The organism is Actibacterium pelagium, assembly GCF_002285415.1.
Lineage (GTDB): Bacteria > Pseudomonadota > Alphaproteobacteria > Rhodobacterales > Rhodobacteraceae > Actibacterium_B > Actibacterium_B pelagium.
On record NZ_NSBU01000007.1, the window covers coordinates 741546 to 762203 of the forward strand.

General features: G+C 55.7%; 18 protein-coding genes and 1 tRNA gene. 6 read left to right on the plus strand and 13 right to left on the minus strand.

All coding sequences use genetic code 11. The features are described from left to right. The first annotated feature begins 1 nt into the window (after position 1). The 3 genes from CLM58_RS12605 (at position 2) to CLM58_RS12615 (ending at position 2436) form a co-directional block, all read left to right on the plus strand. The gene (locus CLM58_RS12605; protein WP_095596256.1) at positions 2–1132 is read left to right on the plus strand and encodes an NUDIX domain-containing protein; all 1131 of its coding nucleotides are present in this window, start codon (positions 2–4) and stop codon (positions 1130–1132) included. A gap of 44 nt (positions 1133–1176) precedes the next feature. Continuing rightward, a complete protein-coding gene (locus CLM58_RS12610; RefSeq protein WP_095596257.1) occupies positions 1177–2208 on the plus strand; it encodes a cysteine synthase A in 1032 nt (343 codons plus the stop codon). Between the two features lie 138 nt (positions 2209–2346). Beyond that, positions 2347–2436, plus strand: a tRNA-Ser gene (locus tag CLM58_RS12615). Between the two features lie 189 nt (positions 2437–2625). Here the strand turns inward: CLM58_RS12615 and CLM58_RS12620 are convergent. The 11 genes from CLM58_RS12620 to CLM58_RS12670 form a co-directional block, all read right to left on the minus strand. After that, a complete protein-coding gene (locus tag CLM58_RS12620; RefSeq protein ID WP_095596258.1) occupies positions 2626–3477 on the minus strand; it encodes an ABC transporter permease in 852 nt (283 codons plus the stop codon). Between the two features lie 14 nt (positions 3478–3491). After that, a complete protein-coding gene (locus CLM58_RS12625; RefSeq protein WP_095596259.1) occupies positions 3492–4349 on the minus strand; it encodes an ABC transporter permease in 858 nt (285 codons plus the stop codon). Beyond that, complete coding sequence (locus CLM58_RS12630) at positions 4349–5449, minus strand: ABC transporter ATP-binding protein (protein WP_095596260.1); 1101 nt, start codon at positions 5447–5449, stop codon at positions 4349–4351. Before CLM58_RS12630 ends, CLM58_RS12625 begins: the two co-directional genes overlap by 1 nt. A 70-nt stretch (positions 5450–5519) precedes the next feature. Beyond that, the gene (locus CLM58_RS12635; RefSeq protein ID WP_095596261.1) at positions 5520–6590 is read right to left on the minus strand and encodes an extracellular solute-binding protein; all 1071 of its coding nucleotides are present in this window, start codon (positions 6588–6590) and stop codon (positions 5520–5522) included. A 158-nt stretch (positions 6591–6748) separates the two neighbouring features. Then, positions 6749–7894 (minus strand): iron-containing alcohol dehydrogenase, encoded by a 1146-nt coding sequence (locus CLM58_RS12640; protein ID WP_095596262.1) that lies wholly within the window; start codon positions 7892–7894, stop codon positions 6749–6751. Then, positions 7891–9270 carry an aldehyde dehydrogenase family protein gene (locus CLM58_RS12645; RefSeq protein ID WP_095596263.1) on the minus strand — a complete coding sequence of 460 codons (1380 nt, stop codon included), beginning with the start codon at positions 9268–9270 and terminating at the stop codon, positions 7891–7893. Before CLM58_RS12645 ends, CLM58_RS12640 begins: the two co-directional genes overlap by 4 nt. Next, positions 9267–10619, minus strand: a complete 1353-nt coding sequence (locus CLM58_RS12650) for a glutamine synthetase family protein (protein ID WP_095596264.1) — start codon at positions 10617–10619, stop codon at positions 9267–9269. The genes CLM58_RS12645 and CLM58_RS12650 overlap by 4 nt, the downstream gene beginning before the upstream one ends. Before the next feature lie 60 nt (positions 10620–10679). Further along, positions 10680–11720, minus strand: coding sequence for a TRAP transporter substrate-binding protein (locus CLM58_RS12655; protein WP_095596265.1), 1041 nt, complete (start codon positions 11718–11720; stop codon positions 10680–10682). Between the two features lie 50 nt (positions 11721–11770). Continuing rightward, complete coding sequence (locus tag CLM58_RS12660) at positions 11771–13090, minus strand: TRAP transporter large permease (RefSeq protein ID WP_095596266.1); 1320 nt, start codon at positions 13088–13090, stop codon at positions 11771–11773. Continuing rightward, positions 13087–13668: a TRAP transporter small permease subunit gene (locus tag CLM58_RS12665; RefSeq protein WP_095596267.1), complete on the minus strand. Its 582-nt coding sequence runs from the start codon at positions 13666–13668 to the stop codon at positions 13087–13089. The genes CLM58_RS12660 and CLM58_RS12665 overlap by 4 nt, the downstream gene beginning before the upstream one ends. Further along, complete coding sequence (locus tag CLM58_RS12670) at positions 13665–14444, minus strand: N-formylglutamate amidohydrolase (protein WP_095596268.1); 780 nt, start codon at positions 14442–14444, stop codon at positions 13665–13667. Before CLM58_RS12670 ends, CLM58_RS12665 begins: the two co-directional genes overlap by 4 nt. A gap of 125 nt (positions 14445–14569) precedes the next feature. On the opposite strand from CLM58_RS12670, the gene CLM58_RS12675 reads away from it, so the two are divergent. After that, on the plus strand, positions 14570–15424 hold the full coding sequence (locus tag CLM58_RS12675) for a MurR/RpiR family transcriptional regulator (RefSeq protein WP_095596269.1): 855 nt from the start codon (positions 14570–14572) through the stop codon (positions 15422–15424). Positions 15425–15578: 154 nt separating this feature from the next. Here the strand turns inward: CLM58_RS12675 and CLM58_RS12680 are convergent, their stop codons facing one another. Then, positions 15579–16340, minus strand: coding sequence for a DeoR/GlpR family DNA-binding transcription regulator (locus CLM58_RS12680; RefSeq protein WP_095596270.1), 762 nt, complete (start codon positions 16338–16340; stop codon positions 15579–15581). 158 nt (positions 16341–16498) lie between these two features. Between CLM58_RS12680 and CLM58_RS12685 the strand changes: the two genes are divergently transcribed. Next, entirely contained in the window at positions 16499–18907 is a 2409-nt protein-coding gene (locus tag CLM58_RS12685) for a GcvT family protein (RefSeq protein WP_233133115.1), read from the plus strand. A 3-nt stretch (positions 18908–18910) separates the two neighbouring features. Further along, positions 18911–19834 (plus strand): phosphotransferase, encoded by a 924-nt coding sequence (locus CLM58_RS12690; RefSeq protein ID WP_095596272.1) that lies wholly within the window; start codon positions 18911–18913, stop codon positions 19832–19834. Here the strand turns inward: CLM58_RS12690 and CLM58_RS12695 are convergent. After that, positions 19831–20607, minus strand: coding sequence for an inositol monophosphatase family protein (locus tag CLM58_RS12695; protein WP_095596273.1), 777 nt, complete (start codon positions 20605–20607; stop codon positions 19831–19833). The two genes, CLM58_RS12690 and CLM58_RS12695, sit on opposite strands and share 4 nt — an antisense overlap. Between the last annotated feature and the right edge of the window lie 51 nt (positions 20608–20658).

Consider the following 20658-nt stretch of genomic DNA (forward strand, 5'->3'; position numbering starts at 1 on the left):
AATGACTGACATCTTTGTTTTTGGCACGCTGCGGCATCTGCCGCTGCTTGAAATCGTGCTTGGTCGGTCGTGGGAAGGAACCCCGCAAGAGGCCGTTCTTCTCGATCATCGCTGCCTTTGTGTAGCAAATGAAATCTATCCGGCGTTGCGGAACGAGGTTGGCGCCACAGCCAAAGGATTGCTTTTAGCAAATCTCACAGCCACCGAAATCGAACGGCTGAACTTTTATGAAGGGCCATTTGACTATGCGCTGACTAGCGCAAGCGTTCGGGTCGGGGATGAGATTAAGACCGCGCAGGTCTATAAACCTCAAAGCCCACTCCAAGTGATTGATGTCGAATGGTCGCTCAACGATTGGGCGCAAGCGCATTCAAGCGTGACCGAGATTGCCGCCAAGGACGTCATGGCCATGTTCGGACGGCAGTCTCTAGAACAGCTCGGCCGTCGTATGGAGGCGATCAGGGCGCGGGCAAGCTCTGCACTTCGAGCGGGGAATTCTAGTTCTACCGCAGGAGATCCAAGGTTTCTGCCGGGGCAGGGTGATGTTGAGATTGTTCAGCGGACCACGCCGCACGCCGGTTTCTTTACCGTGGAAGAGGTAGCTCTTCGGCATCGGACCTTTGACGGTGGTCTCAGTCCTGCGATCCACAGAGAGGCCTTTGTGGCAGTCGATGTGGTCACGGTGCTTCCCTTTGATCCCGTTCGAAATCGCGTCCTGTTGGTCGAACAGTTTCGTGTCGGCCCCTTGGTAAGGGGTGACACAAACCCATGGTCGTTAGAGGCCGTCGCAGGCCGGATCGACGCGGGCGAAACCCCTGAAGAGGCCGCGTTTCGAGAGGCCCGCGAAGAAGCAAATCTGGATATCCGTAAGCTCGTCCCCCTTAGCCCTTGCTACACCACTCCGGGCGCAGTGACGGAATACCTGTATCCGTTTATTGGCATTACGGACCTTCCTGACGGTTGCGCCGGGCTTGGCGGCGCACAGGATGAAGGAGAGGACATTCGTGCGCATCTGATAGAAATGGACGAATTCCGGGCCTTTATTTCGAATGGAGTGCTGGAAAATAGTCCTTTGATCCTTTCTGGCCTCTGGCTGCTCTTGAATCATCAGCAGCTTACGTCCATTCCTTAGGTCTGCACCGGGAACGCCCGGCGCGAGAGAGTTCGGAGAAAAGAATGACACGCTGTGAAGACCTTGCTGCCCTGATCGGAAATACACCTCTTATACGCCTGAAAGGGCCTAGCGAGGCGACCGGGTGTAATATCTATGGCAAGGCAGAGTTTCTAAACCCCGGTCAATCGGTGAAGGACCGCGCTGCGTTGTTTATCATTCGTGACGCGGTCAAAAGCGGTGCACTGCGCCCCGGCGGCACGATTGTCGAGGGGACTGCGGGCAACACCGGCATCGGTCTGGCCGTCGTCGGCGCCTCGATGGGGTTCCGCACCGTGATTGTGATCCCTGAAACCCAAAGCCAGGAAAAGAAAGATATGCTGCGCCTTGTTGGGGCAGAGCTGGTGGAGGTACCGGCCGTTCCCTACAAGAACCCGAACAACTATGTGAAGTATTCGAAACGTCTGGCCGAAAAGCTGAACGAGACAGAAGAGAACGGCGCAATCTGGGCCAATCAGTTCGACAATGTTGCCAACCGTCAGGCCCACATCGAGGGCACCGGTCCCGAAATTTGGGAGCAGACAGAAGGTAAGGTCGACGGCTTCATCTGCGCGGTCGGTTCTGGTGGTACTCTTGCGGGTGTCGGTATGGCGCTACAGCCCAAGGGCGTCAAAATCGGTCTGGCCGATCCTGATGGCGCGGCGCTTCATTCCTATTACAAAACGGGTGAGTTCAAATCCGAAGGATCATCGATCTCGGAAGGTATTGGTCAGGGCCGGATCACCGCGAACCTTGAAGGGTTCACCCCGGATTTCAGCTGCAACATCCCAGATACAGAGGGCCTGCCTCTGGTCTTTGACCTGTTGCAAAACGAGGGCCTATGCCTTGGTCTGTCGACCGGGATCAACGTTGCTGGCGCCATGCGTCTTGCCAAGGATCTTGGTCCGGGCAAGACCGTCGTGACCGTACTGTGCGATTACGGAAACCGCTATCAAAGCAAAGTCTTCAACCCTGAATTCCTAAAAGAAAAGGGACTGCCGTTCCCCGAATGGCTGGATGGAGAAAAGCGGAAATTGGTCGAAGTTTTCGAAAGCTAAGACTGCTTCGTTGCCTGAATTTGATCTCTGCGCCACCCAATCGGGTGGCGCCTTTGATTCAGCTTGGAAATTATCGCGAAGTTAGGGCTTTCTTTGCTCTTGCAAACCCTGTCGCAACAAGGCTAAACAGCGCGGCACGGAGAGGTGGCCGAGTGGTCGAAGGCGCACGCCTGGAAAGTGTGTAGGCGGGAAACCGTCTCCAGGGTTCGAATCCCTGTCTCTCCGCCATTCACCCCAATTGCTGTCGGTAGCCTCTCGTTTTCACGGGGCCTTGGGCTTTGGTTTTTTCCTTATAAACAACTGTTGTATCGCCGTTGGCGGCGAAATCATTGAGACGGCCTTGCGGGCCAACTTTGGGCAAGGACTGCTCTTACACCATTACGATTCGAAATAGACTGATGGCAACGCTAAGTCGTATCACTTTCGCCGTTGGAACAGGATCAATGAAAGCGCCAGCAGCGAAGACCCCAGCATCAGTAGAAGCGACACAGCGTTGAGAAGCGGTGTTGATCCTTCTTTGAGGCGATCAAACATGGCGATGGTCAACGGAGCATCCGAACCGACCAGCATTAGGGTCGTGTTGAAATTCTCGAAGCTCATCAGGAAGGCCACGACCAGTGCGCCGATCATAGCCGGCATGAGGAAGGGAATGGTAATGGTGCGCACGGCCGTTAGGCGGCTAGCGCCAAGGTTCAGGGCAGCTTCTTCCAGGCTGCGATCGAATTTTTGCAGGCGGGCCGAGATGACGAGCGTGGCGATCGTAGCGATAAATGAGAACTGCCCAAGGATGACCAGAAGCAGGCCGGGGCGCAGGGCTTGGATATCCATTTTGGCGATGTCCCACATGCCGTTGGCTACGGTCGAGGAAAACACCAGTATGGAAATGCCCAGTACGATACCCGGAATGACCAAGGGCAAAAGCATCAGGACATAAAGCAGGCCTTTGCCGCGGAAATTGTAGCGGTTGAACAGGAATGCGTTCGAGGTGCCCACTGCGACAGACAAGAGCCCAACAATGCCTGCTACAAAGGCAGAGGTGCCGACAGCACGGATAATCGGTCGTTCGTGGAATACGCCGATCATCGGGCGGCTGTCGCCAAAGAACCAGTTCCAGGTGAAGCCTTCCCACGGCAGCGAGGGGAACTGGCTGTCGTTGAAGGCAAACACTGCCACCACGGTAAGGGGCAGGGCCAGATAAAGGAAGAACAGCGCGATATATGTGCCATAGACGATACGAAGCGCACGCGGTTGGGGAATGGTGGGAATCATCGCGGAGCCTCCTTCTATCCCATGGTCTCTTCAAGCGACTGCCGGGTCAGTTTCAGCATCCCCCAGACAATCAACGACGACAGGATCAGCAGCATAAAGCCAAAGGCGGCGCCCAACTCCCAGTTAAAGCGCACGATGAACTGATTGTAGATCATCTCGGTGAACCAAAGGCTGTCCTTGCCGCCCAGAATCGTGGGGGTCAGGTAGTTGCCAAGGCTTAGCATGAATACCACGATAGAACCTGAAACGATGCCCGGCGCGGCATGAGGAATTATGATCTCGCGCAGGACTGAAAAGCCGTTGCCACCAAGATCGTATCCCGCCTCGATCACGCTGTCGTCTAGGCTTTCCAGTGTCGTGACCAGCGGCACCACCATGAACAGCATCGAGGTATAGACCAGCCCGATCATAATGGCGGCGTCGTTATACAGCATCTCGACCGGCTGATCAGCAAGACCCGCCCATTGCAGAAGGTTCGACACCAAACCCGTCTCGCGTAGCAGGATCATCCAGCCGAAGGTGCGCACGAGTTCCGAGACGTAGAACGGGATGAGGCAAAGAACGAACAGTACCTGTCCCAATCGGCCACGGGCAATTTTCGCGATATACAGGGACACCGGGAAGGCGATCAGCAAAGTGATGATCGTCGCCAAAACCGACATCACGGCGGTGCGGACGAAGGTCCAGATATAAAGCGGCTCGGTAAAGAAAGTCAGGTAGTTGGCGAAGCTGGTTTCATACTGGCGTACACCAACCCGTTCACGCAAAGACACAAGAAACATGTCGATATGCGGAATAACGATCAACAGAGCCAACCACAGCACCAGTGGTGTCAGCAATAGGTAGAAACCAAGGCGAGTACCGCTCTGCATCAATCCGCCCCAACTGGGAAGCAATTGCCTTGCGCCCCGGACCAGCCGATATGCACCTCGTCGCCCCGTGCCAAGCTGGCATATTCGCCCGATTGCGGCAGGTTGACCTCGATTTCTTCATTGGCTGTGGCGTCGCGCACAAGGATGCGGCTGGCTGCGCCATTGAATAGAAGACTGGTAACGCGACCGGTGATGCGATTGTCGAATTGCTCTAGCTCGGTGGCGTCTCGCGTCACGCGGATGGCTTCTGGGCGCACGAAGATATCTGCGCTGTCGCCCGCGCTTAGAGAGCGGCCATGGGTGGCACCGCGCATAAGCATGCCGGTGTCGGTGCGCATCTCCATTTCGTTTCCCTGCACCCGTTCGATTTTGCCGCGCCAGCGGTTCGACTCTCCGACAAAGGCCGCAACGAAGGCAGAGTCCGGGCGATAATAAAGGTCTCGGCCAGTGCCAGTTTGTTCAAACCGGCCCTCGTTCATCACCGCGATCTGGTCAGACATCACCAAGGCTTCGGATTGGTCATGCGTGATGTAGATGAAAGTTGTATCAAAGGCCGTCTGCAGCGCTTTCAGCTCGATCTTCATGTGCTCGCGCAGCTTTAGGTCCAGTGCGCCCAAGGGTTCGTCAAGCAACAGAACATCCGGCTCCATCACCATGCAGCGGGCAATCGCTACGCGTTGTTTCTGACCACCCGAAAGCTCGTCCACCTTGCGGTTGCCGATCCCGGGCAAGCCGATCCGGTCCAGCGCCTCGTCGACCTTGCGGGCAATTTGATCCTTGGGAAGTTTTTTCCTACGCAGCCCGTAGCCGATATTGTCGGCGATGTTCATCATCGGGAACAGTGCCAAATGTTGGAACACCATGTTCACCGGGCGCTTGTTCGGGGGCGCGTTCAGGACGGATTTGCCCTTGATTTCGATGTCGCCCGAGGTCGGATCCTGAAACCCGGCTATCATCCGCATGATCGTCGTCTTGCCACATCCCGACGGGCCAAGGATCGAAAAGAACGATCCGGCTGGCACCGAGAAGGACACGTCGTCGACGGCGGTAAAATCGCCGAACCGCTTGGTCAGGCCTTTGCATTCAAGATCGGGCGTCATCGGATTTCCGGTTATTCAAATGGCTGCGGCACCCGCGCGTTGCGGGTGCCAACATAGCTTCAATGGTTGCTTACTGGGCCGCTTTCACGCGATCCAGAACGCCACCTTCGATGGCTTCCAGACCAGCAGGAACCGGCGGATACCACTTGATGTTGTCCACGGCTTCTGGCGGGAAGCTGGCCTGGTAACGGGCCTTAAGCGCATCTTCGGCATAGGCATCTGCACCTTGCGAGGCGGTGAAGTTGCCCGCCGCTGCAGTGATTTTGGCCGCAATCTCTGGGCGCATCACGAAGTTGATCCAGGCATAGGCCGCATTATCAGATTGCCCTTTAGCAGGCAGAACGAAGGTGTCGATCCAGCCCAGTGCGCCCGATGCGGGTGCAACAAACGTGATGTCGGGATTGTCAGCATTCAGTTTCCAGCCGCCGGTGTCCCAGGCCATCGAGGCGACAACTTCGCCCGAACGCACCAGACCCATCAACTCATCGCCGCCACCCCAATAGGTTTTGACATTGGATTTGCACTCGATCAGCTTAGCTTCGACCTTGCTCATCACCTCACCATAGGCGTCGGCGTCGCTATATGCCGCGAAGGGGTCCATACCCATCGCGAACGCAAATCCGATCAGGGTAGGGCGTTTCAGGCGATACGAGACCTTACCTGCAACTGCCGGATCACAGAGGTCGGTGTAGTCTTTGACAATATCCCCGGCCGCCTTGGTGTCCATCACCAGACCCGAAGTGCCCCAGACATGCGGAACGCCGTAAACTTCGCCCTCGACCGTTGTATTGGCCATTGTTGCCCCAAGCATCGACTGGATGAATTGCCCCTGGTCGATTTTGGAAACGTCAATTGGCTTATAGATGCCGAATTCCAGTTGCGGACCCGTGATCCGGTCCTGGCTGGGTTGGGCAAGGTCGAAACCACCACCACCGGTGGCGCGAAGCTTCGCGATCATTTCTTCGTTGTTGGATTTGGTCACTTCTACCGTGTGGCCGGTTTCCTCTTCGAAAAGTGCGACGACATCTTCTGGCGCGTATCCGCCCCAGGTCAGCAGGCGCAGCGTGTCTGCATTCGCCGTTTGCGCCAGTCCGGCCATGGCGAGGCCGATCGCGGCAAGTTTAACTGTTTGGTTCTTCATTGGTCTTCTCCTCTCTGTTGTCTTTCGTTTTGATCATGATCGACTGGCTTAAGGTTGATTGGTCTTTGCCAACTTTTTCAGTCTTTCTAGCTCCTGGCGATCATGAACCTGCTTTGTAACAATCGGGCTACAAAGCAGGGAACACTTCGTTTCTCAAGTTACAGAACCTCTTCGAACAAGGCTCGAACGTTGTCTTCGTTCAACTCGACGGGGTTGCCGCCACAGCTTGGATCTTTCAATGCCCCGGCGATAAGACGATCTATGTCCGGGTTGGTTACACCAAGATCTGACATTCGCTTGGGGATGCCCAGTGAGGCGTTGAATTCGTCGACAAAGGCGCAGAATCCGTCGAACCCACCTTTGATCCCCAAGTAAGGTGCCACCTCGTTAAAACGGGTTTCGATCATGGGGCGGTTCAGTTGCAACACTGCGGGCATGCAGACCGCATTCGTGGTGCCATGATGGGTGTGATACATCGCCCCAAGCGGGTGGCTAAGCGAGTGGATCGCGCCAAGCCCTTTCTGAAAAGCCGTGGCCCCCATCGCCGCAGCAGACATCATGTTTGCTCGCGCCTCGATGTCCCCGCCATCGGCATAGGCGCGCGGAAGGTTGTCGATAACCAACCGCATTCCTTCAATAGCGATGCCTTGGCTCATCGGATGATAATGCGGGCTAGAGAACGCCTCGACACAATGGGCGAAGGCATCAAGGCCCGTGCCTGCGGTAATTGCCGGCGGCATTCCGACGGTCAGTTCCGGATCGCAGATCACCACCGACGGCAGGACCTTTGGGTGGAATATGATCTTTTTCTCTTCCGTTTCCGAATTGGTGATCACGCTGGCGCGGCCCACTTCCGAGCCTGTGCCGGCCGTGGTCGGCACGGCTATGATCGGAGCGATGGCGTCGCTATCCGCACGGGTCCACCAATCGCCCACATCCTCGAAATCCCAGACCGGGCGGGTTTGACCAGCCATAAAGGCGACCATCTTGCCCAGATCCAACCCCGAGCCACCGCCAAAGGCGATCACGCCGTCGTGTCCGCCCGCTTTGTAGGCAGCAACCCCGGCAGACAGGTTCTTTTCGTTTGGGTTCGGATCAACGTCCGAGAAGATCGCTCGACCAAGGCCAGCGGCCTCCATGACATCAAGTGTTTGCGCAGTCACTGGCAGCCCGGCCAGACCCCGGTCGGTCACCAGAAGGGGGCGCGTTATTCCAGCGCTCGCGCAGGCATCTGCCAGTTCGTTGATGCGACCGGCGCCGAATTTGATTGCGGTCGGATAGGACCAATTGCCGACAAGGGTCATGATGTAACTTTCTTCAAGTGGAAGGATTTGGGTCGGGTCAGGTTGTGATAGCCGATTACTGACAGGCCTCCACCGCGCCCTGTGTTTTTGCACCCGGTCCAGCACAGGCCAGGGTCAAGGTAATCAGCCCGGTTCAAGAACACGGTGCCGGTTTCGATCTGGTCCCCCACACGTTCGGCTCGGTCCACGTCGCGGGTCCACAGGCTGGCGGTCAGACCGAACTCGCTGTCGTTCATCAAAGCGATGGCTTCGTCATCGCTGCTGACGGGCATAATACCGACGACCGGGCCAAAGCTTTCTTCTTTCATGACGCGCATGTCGTGGGTGACATTGGTCAGAATTTGGGGGGTTAAGTAGGTGCCACCGTCATCTTGTTCGAAGGTAGGAATATGCGCCGTGGCACCGGCGGCAACCGCTTCGGAAATTTGGGCGCGCACCTCGTCAGCGAAACGCTTGTTGGCCATGGGGCCAATGGTGGTTTCGGACTCTAAAGGATTGCCCAGTTTGTAGTTTTTTACAATTTCGATGGCCTTGGCGAGGAAGGAGTCAAAAAGACTTTCATGCACGTAAATCCGTTCGATCCCGCAGCAACATTGACCGGAATTGAACATCGCCCCATCGATCAGGGTTTCGACCGCCGCATCCAGATCGGCGTCTTCCATTACATAGCCGGGGTCCTTACCGCCCAGTTCTGTACCAACACCTGTAAAGGTGCCGGCTGCGGCGCGCTCCATCTCGGCCCCGCCACCGACTGAGCCTGTGAAGTTGATGAAATCAAACGAGTTCTCGGCGATCAGTTTCGATGTCGTGGCGTGATCAAGGAACACATTCTGGAACACGTTTTCCGGCACACCTGCCTCGTGGAAAGCACGCGCCATTCGTTCACCAACCAGAAGCGTCTGCGTGGCATGTTTAAGAACCACCGTGTTGCCTGCGATCAGGGCAGGTGCCACTGTGTTGATCGCGGTCATGTAAGGATAATTCCATGGGGCCACCACGAAGACGACCCCGTGCGGCACGCGTTTTATATAGCGTTTGAAGCTGGCATCTTCGCCAACCTCAATCGGGGCCAACGAGGTTTCGGCGATCTCGGCCATGTAACTGGCGCGCTCGTTGAACCCACCAAATTCGCCGCCATAGCGAACCGGGCGGCCCATCATTTGGGCCAGTTCGGGCACGATCTCGTCGTTCATTGCGCCTACGGCGGCAACGCCTGCCAGAACAAGGTCAATACGCTCTTGCAGTGGACGCGCTGCCCATTCCGATTGAGCGCCCCGCGCTCGGTCTACTGCCGCTCGAGCATCTTCGACCGAAAGCGTTTCTCGAGTGGCAAAAACAGAGCCATTAATGGGTGAGATACAGGTTAGCGTGCTCATGCCTTTTCGAAGCCTCGTGCGATTTCATAGTTAGTAACGACGCGATTGAATTCTTCGATCTCCCATTCGGCCGCGCGGGCGTAGTGGGTTACGGTTTCCTCACCAAAGGCCTCTTTCAGCATGTCCGAGCTCAGCAAAGCCTCGTGCGCGTCGCGAAGGGTGCGGGGAATATGGTTCTGTTCATCATCCGCGTATGCATCCCCGGTATAGGGCGCAGGCAACTCCAGCTTTTCTTCGATCCCCTTAAGACCAGCCGCCAACATCGCGGCCTGTGCCAGATAGGGGTTCATGTCAGAGCCCGGGACGCGGCATTCAACCCGCACCGCCTTGGTTCCATCGCCACACAGGCGGAAGGCAGCGGTACGGTTATCCACAGACCAGACCGTTTGCGTTGGGGCGAAACTGCCTTTGGCAAACCGTTTGTAGCTGTTGATATAGGGCGCCAAGAATACGGTCATTTCGGAAGCGTATTTCAGCAGGCCCGCCAAGTAGTGATCCAGCAACGCCGACTTGCCCAGTGGAGCATCAGGTTCATGAAAGGCATTCTTGCCGCCTTTCCACAGAGATTGGTGCACATGGGCGGCACTGCCCACGCGGTCATGGTGCCATTTCGGAAGAAAAGTCGCGGCATATCCGTTAAGATGGGCGATTTCCTTGACGCCGTGCTTGGCCAGCGTGTGGTGATCCGCTGTAGCCAGCGCATCGGCGTATTTGATGTTCAATTCTTCTTGGCCGGCTTCAGCCTCGCCCTTGGTTCCTTCGACGGGGATACCCATGGCCCGCAAATGATTGCGGATCGGCCGCATGACCGGTTCCTCTTTCGAGGTCTGAAGGATGTTGTAATCTTCGTTATAATTCGAGATCGGACGCAAATCACGGAAACCGTTCGAAGCGATCTCATCATGAGTGCCTTGGAACAGGAAAAATTCGAGCTCAGTTGCCATGATCGGGCTAAGGCCCAGTGCTTCAGCTCTGGCGATCTGACGCTTCAGAACCTCACGCGGGGAGAAGGCAATCGGTTCATGGCTGTGGTGATCCTGAACGTCGCACAGAACAAGTGCTGTGCCCTCTAGCCACGGCACTGGGCGAATTGTGCTCAAATCGGGCTTCATCACGTAATCGCCATAACCTGACGACCAAGACGTCGAGGCAAAGCCGTCAGGCGTTGCCATCTCAAGGTCCGTTGCCAGCAGGTAGTTGCAGCAATGGGTTTCATCCTCGGCCATCTCCAGGAAAGCCTCGGCATGAAAGCGTTTGCCCATAAGGCGTCCCTGCATGTCGACGATACAGGTCAGGACCGTATCAATCGCACCTGCTGCTATTTGTTTTTTGAGCTCTTCGAATGTCATTGCAATCTCGATCGTTATTTGCGCGGGTGAGTTGACCCACCCGCGCAGTTTGCATGTACTTTAGCCGTAGCGATAGGGCCGTCCGGCTTTCTGCATGTCGGCGTTATACTTCCGGAAGATATCAACTACCTTCGCCTGTACTTCACCTTCAGCAGCGATCTCGTCCCAGAAGGCAACGGCCGCGTTTTCGACCTGTGCCCATTCTTCGTCGGGGATCGAGGTCAGTTGCATCTTGGTGCCGTTGACACGCAGGTTGGCCTCGCCACCCCAGTACCACCACTGGCGATAGTAGTGGGATTGATCACAGCACACCCGGAACAGGGTTTGCAGGTCGTCAGGCAACTCGTTCCAGCGGTCCATATTCGCAAAGAACGAACCGGCCCAGGCGCCCGAGATGTTGTTGGTCAGGAAGTAGTTGGTCACATCCGCCCAGCCGACGGTGTAGTCCTCGGTGATGCCCGACCACGCGATACCGTCCAGTTCGCCGGTTTGCACGGCAACCTCGATGTCTTCCCATGGCAGGGTCACCGGTACGACGCCGAACTGCGACAGGAAGCGGCCCGCGGTCGGGAAGGTGAAGACTCGCTTTCCCTTGAGGTCTGCAAGGCTGCGGATCGGATCTTTAGTCGCAAAGTGGCAGGGGTCCCAGGAACCGGCGCTGATATGCTTGACGCCCACGGCGCTATATTGCTCGTCCCAGATTTCATTCAGGCCGTACTGATTGAACAGAACTGGTACGTCGAGCGAATAGCGCGAGGCGAACGGGAAGTAGCCGCCAAACACAGTCACATCGGTGGGCGAGGCCATCGAGTCGTCATCCGATTGTACCGCGTCGATGGTGCCTTTCTGCATGGCGCGGAACAACTCGCCTGTGGGAACCAGCTGATCTGCGTAGAACAGTTCGATCTGCATCCGGTCACCGGCGATCTTGTTGAACATTTCAATCGCTGGATCGATAACGTGCGCGGCCAGTGCCGGGCCGGCATAGGTCTGCATCCGCCACTTGATCGTGCTTTGGGCCAGTGCTGGTGTCGCCAACGGGGCCGCCGCCGCGCCAGCCGCAGCAGTACTTAAGAACTTCCGTCTTGTCGTGTTGGTCATTTTGATACCTCCATTCAGGTGTTGAAATGTGTGCCTTTCAGGCCTTCTGGTTATTTTCCGTAAACATATTCGGGCAGCCACAAAGCGATCTGTGGGAAGGTCATAATAATCGCCAGCGCTAGGATCATGATGCCGACGAAGGGGATGATAGAGCGGTAGATGTCTCGCAACCCGATCTCGGGCGGCGCCATGGCCCTCATCAAGAACAGGTTATACCCAAACGGCGGGGTCATATAGGCAATCTGTGTGGTGATCGTATAAAGAACGCCGTACCAGATCAGGTCGAAGCCCAATGCACCGACCAGCGGGACGTAAAGTGGCGCCACGATGACCAGCATGGCCGTGTCATCCAAAAACGTGCCCATAAGGATGAAGCTAAGCTGCATAAGGATCAGGATGACCCAGGGGCTGAGGCCTAGTTGGTCAGTAAAGAGGCTGTCGATTGCCTTGACCGCACCCAACCCGTCGAACACCGCGCCAAAGCCCAAGGCGGAAAGGATGATCCACATGAACATACAAGAGATCGCCAGTGTCTGCTTGGTACAGGTGTGAAACACGGCCCATGTCATCCGGCGTTTCAGGATTGATGCCACCAGCGCCGTCAACGCACCAATAGCCGAACTTTCGACCAGAGAGGTCCAGCCGTTGACAAAGGGCACCATCATGGCGGCAAAGATCGCCAGCGGTAGAATTCCGGCGCCCAGTAGGCGGATTTTCTCTTCGCGGCTAAACTCGTGCAGGTCTTCGGCCACCGGTCCCAACTCTGGGTTCAACCGACAACGGAACCAGATGTAGAGAATGAACAACGCCGCCATCATCAGCCCTGGGATGATCCCTGCCAGCCACAATTGGCCGACCGGTTGGCGTGCAATCATTGCGTAAAGTACCAGCACGACTGACGGCGGCACCAGAATTCCAAGTGACGACCCGGCTTGGATCACGCCTGTGACCATAAGCTTATCATAGCCACGCTTAAGAAGTTCCGGCAAAGCGATCGTTGCGCCAATTGCCATGCCTGCCACCGACAATCCGTTCATGGCAGAAATCAGCACCATCAACCCGATGGTTCCCATCGCGAGCCCACCATTCACGTTGCCGAACCAGACATGGAACATGCGGTAAAGGTCATCTGCAAGGCGGCTTTCCGACAGGACGTAGCCCATGAAGATGAACATTGGCAGGGTCAGAAGAGGATACCATTTCATCAGTTTCATCGCCGCAGAGAACGGGATGTCCTGACCGCCAGTACCCCACAGCGCAAGTGCGGCGATGGCGGCAATTGCACCGATGGCCCCAAAAACCCGCTGCCCGGTGAAAAGCATCAGCATCATTGATGCGAACATGAACAGTGCGATGTATTCTTGGCTCATAGCTTGGCATCCGGAATGTCGCGGCCAATGGCGCGCGCGAGGTCTTTGATTAGCTCGGACAGGGCCTGCAACAGCATCAGGCAAAGACCCACGATCATGATCGTCTTGACTGGCCAAATATACGGACGCCACGCGGTGGACGAACGCTCCATACGGCCGATACTTTCCTCGCCGGTGATTAGTCCGATGAAGAACTCGACTGGCGCCGACCCCCAATAGCCAAGCGAATAAGCCGTCGAGCCCAGCGCGCCATAAAGCAGCACGCCAAGATAAAAGAGCAGGAATAGGACGGTGATCACATCAATCGTCGCTTTCCGACGCAATGACCAAGTTCCGTAAAACAAGTCCATCCGTACGTTCGATCCCACTAGGATCGAATAGGGACCGCCCAACATGTAATAGGCAACCATGGCAAACTGGGCCATTTCGAGTGTCCAAAGCGACGGCACGAAAAAGGTCTTTGAAATCGTGGACCAGAGCAGGATACCCATCAGGATGAATACGCCATACATCACCACCAGACCGATCCAACGGTTGATGCGGTCGACAAACCGGGCAAATCCTAAAGCAGCGTTCATGCCGAAACCTTTGAGTTGCGCAGATGGTCCAGCGTTTTCTCGATCCAGGGATAAAGATAGCTGGCCATGTCGTCCTGCTGCTGTGGCGTTGCAATCAAATCGTTTCGGATCTCGATCATCACGTTGAGCAGTCCGTTTTGCGCTCCGTGCAGGTCCAACGAATGGGTCACACCATCCTTCGCCGCATAGGGTTCATTCAGACGAGTAACGTAGGGGGCTTTGGCAGGCTGTAACTCCATCATCGCCTTGGCAAACCGGTCGTTTTCGCCGTGCAAGATGCCCAATTCAACGGCCCGTTTCTTGCCATGAAAAATCGGGGTGAAGCTGTGAATAGTGATCAGAAGTTCAAGGTCATTTCTCTTTTGCCTGACCTCTTCGCTTACGGCTTGGACAAAGGGAACATAGACGTTTTCAACGCGTTCCATCCTTGCTTTTTCGCTCAGGTTTGTGTTGCCCGGAATGTCGTGGATTTCACTGCGTGCCGGGATGGCGCTTTCAGCTTCTGGTGGGCGATTACAGTCATAGACCAACCGCGAGATGTTTCCGTTGATCAACGAGGCGTCCAATTTCTGACGCAGGGTTTTCGCCACGCCTAAAGCGCCGGGATCCCACGCAACATGACTGTTTAGGACCTCTTGCGAAACGCCAAGGTCGTTTAAACAGGCCGGGACGCGGTTCGATGCGTGTTCACAAAGGATCAGGAACGGCGTCCCTTGAGCAGGGGCGCTCACTTCAAGTGGCTGGCCATAGCCAGATGCTTCTACGTGCGATTCCATCGTCAAATCATTGACAGGAGAAATTTACCTGTCAATGATTTTCCGGAATAATATCGACAGCATTGACGAGGCTGTTCAAATATTGACAATCGTCAGCGTGCCACCCCAAAAAAGGAGCACATGTCATGACTGTTTCTGCCAGACTGATCGAACACCGCGACGAGATGACTCCGTCCGAGCGGCAACTTCTGAACACGCTTCTCGACGATTATCCGATCGTTGGCCTGGGCAGCATTACCGAGCTTGCCAGCGCTGCCGGCGTATCGACAACAACGGTTGCTCGGATGCTGCAAAAGACTGGGTACGATGGATTCCCACAGTTTCAATCCGCGCTGCGCGCTGAGCTGAAACAGATGATTTCAGACCCAATTGCCAAGCGCAATGTCTGGAAAACCGACTTACCCGAGGAACACATACTGAACCGCTATTCAAGGCAAGGGATTGAAAACCAACAGCGTACGCTTGGCGATGTGGACCCCGAGGATTTTGACAGCCTGTGTTCCCTGCTTAGCGACCCGAACAGGACGATCTTTATTGCCGGCGGCCGGATCACCGGGACGGTGGCCCATTACCTTTACTTGCATCTGCAAATGATCCGCCCGCAGGTGCGGCTTGTTGCCAGCGGAGGGTCGTGGCCGCATGACCTTCTTGACCTCCAGCCCGGGGATGTCTTGCTTGCCTATGATGTGCGGCGCTATGAAAACGGCACCTTACAGATGGCGCAGATGTGCCATGAGAAGGGGGCCGATGTCCTTTTGTTCACTGATCAGTGGCGCTCGCCGATACACCGGTTGGCCAAGCACACTTTCGCCAGCCGGATAGATGTGCCGTCGGCCTGGGACTCCTGCCTGCCGCTGCTGATGCTGACCGAATGTACCATCGCCGCCGTGCAAGAGATTCTTTGGGAAACGGTCAAGGCAAGAACAGACGCGCTGGAAGCGGCGTTCGACCAAACAAAGCTGTTTCGGAAGTTCACCTAGGTTAGTTTACGGCATCCCGAGATGGTGCCGAAAAATCTACTGTGAAGGGCAGGGCGGCGATCTAGCTTCTGTCTGGGATAGGACGTGCACCTTTGCCTTACTTCAAAAGCACCGTCCTGACACGTCATCAGTGTTTACGCTTAACAATGCTATATCAGCCTTGAGCGACGATAATATTGAGCGACGAGGTCACTTTTTCAAAGCCAGCGTCGACAGGGCGGTCTGTTACCAAGAAGTCACCGGACCGCAGATTTGGCTGCCTCATCGCGGGTCTACGATCTTGCGGAGAGAATTTGGATGCGTCGACCGCCATGATGGTGCGCGTGGCATTACGCATCATCGCTGTTGCGATATCCACCTCACACTGTTCATGGACCAAAAAGCCTTTCTGCGCGTCAACGACAGAGGCTGACAGAAGGGCATAGTCAACCTGCATCCGCTCAATCACCTCAAAAGCAGAACGGTCGAAGGCTGCGCCATCATGATCGCGCAACTGGGTGCCTGCCATAGAGACGTTGTTGCCGGGAATCATCGCCAAAGTGCTTGCCACAAACGCGGAATTGGTGACGACCGTCAGGTTCTTGCGTTCGCGCAAGGCCTGCGCCGCGAAGGCCGAGGTAGATCCGGTGTCGATCGCGATACTGTCCCCGTCCTTGACAAGACGGGCGACTTCTCGAGCGATAGCGATTTTCGCAGTTCTATTTTGCGACATTCGCGCCAAAAATGGCGGATCCAGTGCCGAGCGATTGGATACGAGGGCGCCATGGACTTTACTGATGTCACCGCGCTCCACCAAGGGTTTGACAACCCGCCTGATGGTTTGATCAGAGACCTGCAATTCATTAGCGAGGTTAAGCACGCTGATGCTGCCACGGAGATTGACGATCTCTATTATTTGAGATTCATATTTCGACATCGCTTGATCTTTTTGTTTAAAATATAGGGGTATATTACACGACCCCTTTAGGCAAATCGACTTAAATCAACAAAAATCAACAAAAATATTGTGCTTTTGTTGCTTTGGGTTATCGTGGCCTTAGCAAAATCAGGGGCTGTGAGATGGCAAAAACGGCGGTGAAGCATCTTATTGTCGGTGGAGGCATTATTGGATGCTCTATCGCTTATCATCTTACGCGAAATGGCGAAAAGGACGTGGTCTTGCTAGAGCGCGAAGGCCTGACCGAAGGGGCCACGTGGCATGCGGCAGGTCTGGTCGGTCAACTTCGATCATCGCGTAACACCACTCGCATGTTGAAGAAGTCGGTCGAGATGTACGACCGCCTGCAAAACGAAGAGGGGTTCCAGTTCGACTGGAAAAAAACGGGTTCGCTTCGGTTGGCGGCGACCAAGGAGCGGATGCTTGAAGCCAAACGTCTGGCCACGATGGCGCGCAGCTTTGAGCTTGAAATGTCGATCATTTCTCCTGCAGAGGCAAAAGTACTCTTTCCGTTGATCGATGCGAGAGGACTTGAGGGGGCGGCCTATATTCCCTCTGATGGCTATGTGGATCCGGCATCGCTTTGTCAGGCAGTGGCGAGTGCCGCCCGCAAACAAGGTGCCGTGATCAAGCAAGGCGTCGAAGTCACGGATTTCACCGTCAACAATGGCCGCGTCACTCAGGTGATGACCAGCGACGGCATCTATGAGGCGGATACGGTGATCCTTGCCACTGGTATGTGGAGCCGAGAGATTGGTGAAAAACTGGGTATCAGAGTGCCGGCCTGTGCGGTTGAACACCAGTATATCGTCACTGAATCTACTGGCAGCGATATTGGTCACTACCCAACCCTTCGCGACCCTGAAAGACTGGTCTATTACAAGCCGGACGTAGGTGGCCGCCTTGTGATTGGCGGCTACGAAGACGACACTTTGCCATTTGGTGATCCGAAAATTCCCGGTCGCTTTGTGCGCCAGCTTTTGCCGGAAAACCTTGACCGTTTCTTGCCCTTGGCTGAATTGGCCGGGAAAGTGACACCGGTTGTCAACGAAGTCGGTATTCGTCAGGTGATCAATGGCCCGATCCCTTATTCTGCTGATGGCGATTTCGTCATGGGGTGGCAGCCTGGGTTCGACAACCTTATGTTGGCCACAGGCTTTCTTTACGGCATTGCGGCAGGTGGCGGCGCTGGCGAGATGATCGCTGAATGGGTTGTCGATGGTGCGCCGTCATTGGATTTGTGGCCGCTGGATGTGCGTCGGTTCGGGCCGCATCACGGCACGCGAGCCTTCATGTATCCTCGGGCGGTCGAGCACTATGCCCATCATTATAAAATGCGTTATCCCGGGCAGGAGCATGAGACTGCGCGTCAACTGCGACTGTCGCCGCTGTATCAACGTCTCAAGGACGCGGGCGCTGTTTATGGGTCGAAAAACGGGTGGGAGAGACCGTTGTGGTTTGCCCCCGAAGGGGTTGCACGGGTAGACCAGCTCGATTTCCTCAATCCAGGCTGGAAGGAATACGCCGCGCAAGAACACAAGGCGGTGCGGGAACGTGTGGCGCTGATAGACCAAAGCTCTTTTGCAAAGTTCGAAATTCTAGGGCCTGGCGCACTAGATCTGCTTCAACGGTTGTGCGTTTCAAATATGGACAAGCCGGTCGGGTCGGTCATCTACACCCAGATGTGCAATGAGCAGGGCGGGACCGAGGCAGATGTGACCTTTATCCGGCTTGCACAGGATCGCTTCTATATGGTCACCGGCTCTGGCTTTGGGGTGCATGACAGCGATTGGATCAAACGCAACATGCCCAATGACGGATCCGTTCACCTGATAGAGGTTACCTCTGGCAAGGCAGTCGTAAACATCGTCGGCCCTAAGGCGCGCGAAGTTTTGGCGAAAGCATCGGAATCGGATGTTTCGGACCAAGCCATTCCATTTTCCACCGCATGTGAAATCATCGTGGGCGCAGCACCAGTTCTGGCCGCGCGGATCGGCTATGTCGGGGAATTAGGTTATGAGCTGCATGTTCCCACAGAATTCGCCGCACATGTCTATGACCAGCTGTGGCAAGCCGGGCAAAGCGCGGGCATTGCAAATGTCGGCTACCGCGCGATCGAAAGCCTGCGAATGGAAAAAGGCTATATCTACTGGTCGGGGGATGTGACGCCAGATTATACGCCGGTCGAGGCCGGGGTCGGCTTTCGCGTGCATTTGAAGTCCAAGGGAGACTTTATGGGCCGCGCCGTTCTTGAACAGCAGAAGGCCGGTAAACTGACGCGCAAGCTGTGCACGTTTACGACAGATGCCAACCTGCCGCTGACCGGGGGAGAGACGATCCTTGACGGCGATCGGGTTGTTTCACTGGCGACATCTGTGGGCTTTGGGCACAGTGTGGGTAAGACCATTTTGCGGGGTTATCTCGACAAGGATCATTGGGACAAAACGGATTTCATGCTGGAGGTCTTTGGCGACCGCCATCCCATCACCAAGGTAGATGGGCCGCTGTATGATCCCGAAAACAAGGCGCTGAAAGGTGAGGTGTAAGCGATGACAGAACATGCTGAACAGGTGATAGAGGCGCTGCACAAGGCTCCGGGATTGGAAAAGGCAGAAGTGCTTAGCATTACGCGACTTGGTGGGATGACCAATTTGGTGCATCGGGTTGATATGGCCGATCGCTCTGTCATCGTGCGCATCCCCGGGGCGGGGACGGAAGATTATATTGATCGGGCTGTAGAGGCTCATAACGCCGAGGCCGCCGCCCAAGCAGGTGTGTCGGCCAAGGTAATCTTTGCCGATCCAGCAACCGGATTGATGATTACCGAGACGGTTCCGAACATCGAGACAATGACGCCCGATCTGTTCAAATCGCGAAAGGGATCTCCGGCGCGCGCTGGTGCGGCTTTGGCCAAATTGCACAATTCGGGACAGATGTTTGAGTTCCGCTTTGAGCTTTTTGCGATGATTGACGATTACTTGAAGGTTCTTTCGACCAAGGATGTCGACCTGCCTGCCGGCTATCACGACGTGGTTGAAGCCGCAAAGCCGGTTAAGGATGTGCTGGCGAATGCCGATCTGCCGCTAAGCCCGTGCCACTGCGATCCGCTGTGCGAGAATTTTCTGGATGACGGCGCGGTCATGTGGATCGTCGACTGGGAATATTCCGGCATGAACGATCCGTTGTGGGATGTCGGTGATCTTTCGGTCGAGGCGGGTATGGACAGTGATCAAGATGCGGAATTGATGCGCGCGTATTTCGGCCGAGAGCCGACAGCGGCTGAAACTGGTCGGATGGTCATTTACAAGGCCATGTGCGACCTGCTTTGGACGCTTTGGGGCCTGATCCAACATGCCGATGACAACCCGGCCGAAGATTTCTGGGCATACGCGACAGAACGGTTCGAACGTTGCAAGGCGTTGATGCAAGACCCAAGCTTTGCGGATCATGTCGAGGCGGTTCGGCGCGGCTAGGTCGCGACCAACGCCATCAATTCTGCATGAAGCTCGGGGGTTGAAGCGGTCAGGGTACGACCGTCAGAGTTCAGGGTCAGCGGGGCGCCGCTCCAATCGGTCATAACCCCGCCAGCAGCTTCTACCACAGCCGCAACCGGTAGATAGTCGTACGGCTGCAGGTCGAAATCCACGACGGCATCTATCGAGCCCGCAGCAACCAGCGCATGGGCGTAACAATCCGCTCCCATGCGCCGCAATTGGCCGGCGCCCACAAGGCGTTTGAATACATCGGGCTCTTGTACGGCAAGTTTGTCGCCTTCGTTTATAAAAAGTTTGGCTTCGGACAGGTGTTTGCATTGGCTGACATGGATCGGCTCTTCGTTGCGTGTCGCCCCAAGGCCGGGGGCGCCAGCATAAACCTCGCCAAGCGCGGGCATCCGAATGACCCCGACGGGGCTGTCTGAAGGATCCTGAAAGCCAAGCAGCATTCCAAACAAAGGCAGTCCGGCGATAAACGACCGCGTGCCGTCGATTGGATCAATGATCCAGGTTCGGTCAGAACTACCAGAGCGCCCCATTTCTTCGCCAAAAATGTGATCCTCGGGGAAGCGCTCTTCCAGCAAATCACGGATTCGGCCTTCGGTCTCCCGATCGGCTATGGTGACAGGACTTTCATCGGACTTGGTGTCAAATCCGGAAACGCGCCTGAAGTGACGCATCGAAGTTCGCGCGGCTATCTCGGTGATATCGACGGCTGCGCGAAGTCGCTCCTGACGTGTATGTGTGCTCATTGTTTAAAGGTCCAAGTTTCAATTTGCATCAATCTATAGCGCTGAAACTGA

Excerpts from the sequence above, each read along its gene's own strand:
- CLM58_RS12665 (WP_095596267.1), bottom strand. The coding sequence starts at position 13,668 with ATGAACGCTGCTTTAGGATTTGCCCGGTTTGTCGACCGCATCAACCGT.
- CLM58_RS12635 (WP_095596261.1), bottom strand. The coding sequence starts at position 6,590 with ATGAAGAACCAAACAGTTAAACTTGCCGCGATCGGCCTCGCCATGGCC.
- CLM58_RS12645 (WP_095596263.1), bottom strand. The coding sequence starts at position 9,270 with ATGAGCACGCTAACCTGTATCTCACCCATTAATGGCTCTGTTTTTGCC.
- CLM58_RS12650 (WP_095596264.1), bottom strand. The coding sequence starts at position 10,619 with ATGACATTCGAAGAGCTCAAAAAACAAATAGCAGCAGGTGCGATTGAT.
- CLM58_RS12690 (WP_095596272.1), top strand. The coding sequence starts at position 18,911 with ATGACAGAACATGCTGAACAGGTGATAGAGGCGCTGCACAAGGCTCCG.
- CLM58_RS12680 (WP_095596270.1), bottom strand. The coding sequence starts at position 16,340 with ATGTCGAAATATGAATCTCAAATAATAGAGATCGTCAATCTCCGTGGC.
- CLM58_RS12610 (WP_095596257.1), top strand. The coding sequence starts at position 1,177 with ATGACACGCTGTGAAGACCTTGCTGCCCTGATCGGAAATACACCTCTT.
- CLM58_RS12670 (WP_095596268.1), bottom strand. The coding sequence starts at position 14,444 with ATGGAATCGCACGTAGAAGCATCTGGCTATGGCCAGCCACTTGAAGTG.
- CLM58_RS12605 (WP_095596256.1), top strand. The coding sequence starts at position 2 with ATGACTGACATCTTTGTTTTTGGCACGCTGCGGCATCTGCCGCTGCTT.
- CLM58_RS12620 (WP_095596258.1), bottom strand. The coding sequence starts at position 3,477 with ATGATTCCCACCATTCCCCAACCGCGTGCGCTTCGTATCGTCTATGGC.
- CLM58_RS12695 (WP_095596273.1), bottom strand. The coding sequence starts at position 20,607 with ATGAGCACACATACACGTCAGGAGCGACTTCGCGCAGCCGTCGATATC.
- CLM58_RS12675 (WP_095596269.1), top strand. The coding sequence starts at position 14,570 with ATGACTGTTTCTGCCAGACTGATCGAACACCGCGACGAGATGACTCCG.
- CLM58_RS12625 (WP_095596259.1), bottom strand. The coding sequence starts at position 4,349 with ATGCAGAGCGGTACTCGCCTTGGTTTCTACCTATTGCTGACACCACTG.
- CLM58_RS12660 (WP_095596266.1), bottom strand. The coding sequence starts at position 13,090 with ATGAGCCAAGAATACATCGCACTGTTCATGTTCGCATCAATGATGCTG.
- CLM58_RS12655 (WP_095596265.1), bottom strand. The coding sequence starts at position 11,720 with ATGACCAACACGACAAGACGGAAGTTCTTAAGTACTGCTGCGGCTGGC.
- CLM58_RS12630 (WP_095596260.1), bottom strand. The coding sequence starts at position 5,449 with ATGACGCCCGATCTTGAATGCAAAGGCCTGACCAAGCGGTTCGGCGAT.
- CLM58_RS12640 (WP_095596262.1), bottom strand. The coding sequence starts at position 7,894 with ATGACCCTTGTCGGCAATTGGTCCTATCCGACCGCAATCAAATTCGGC.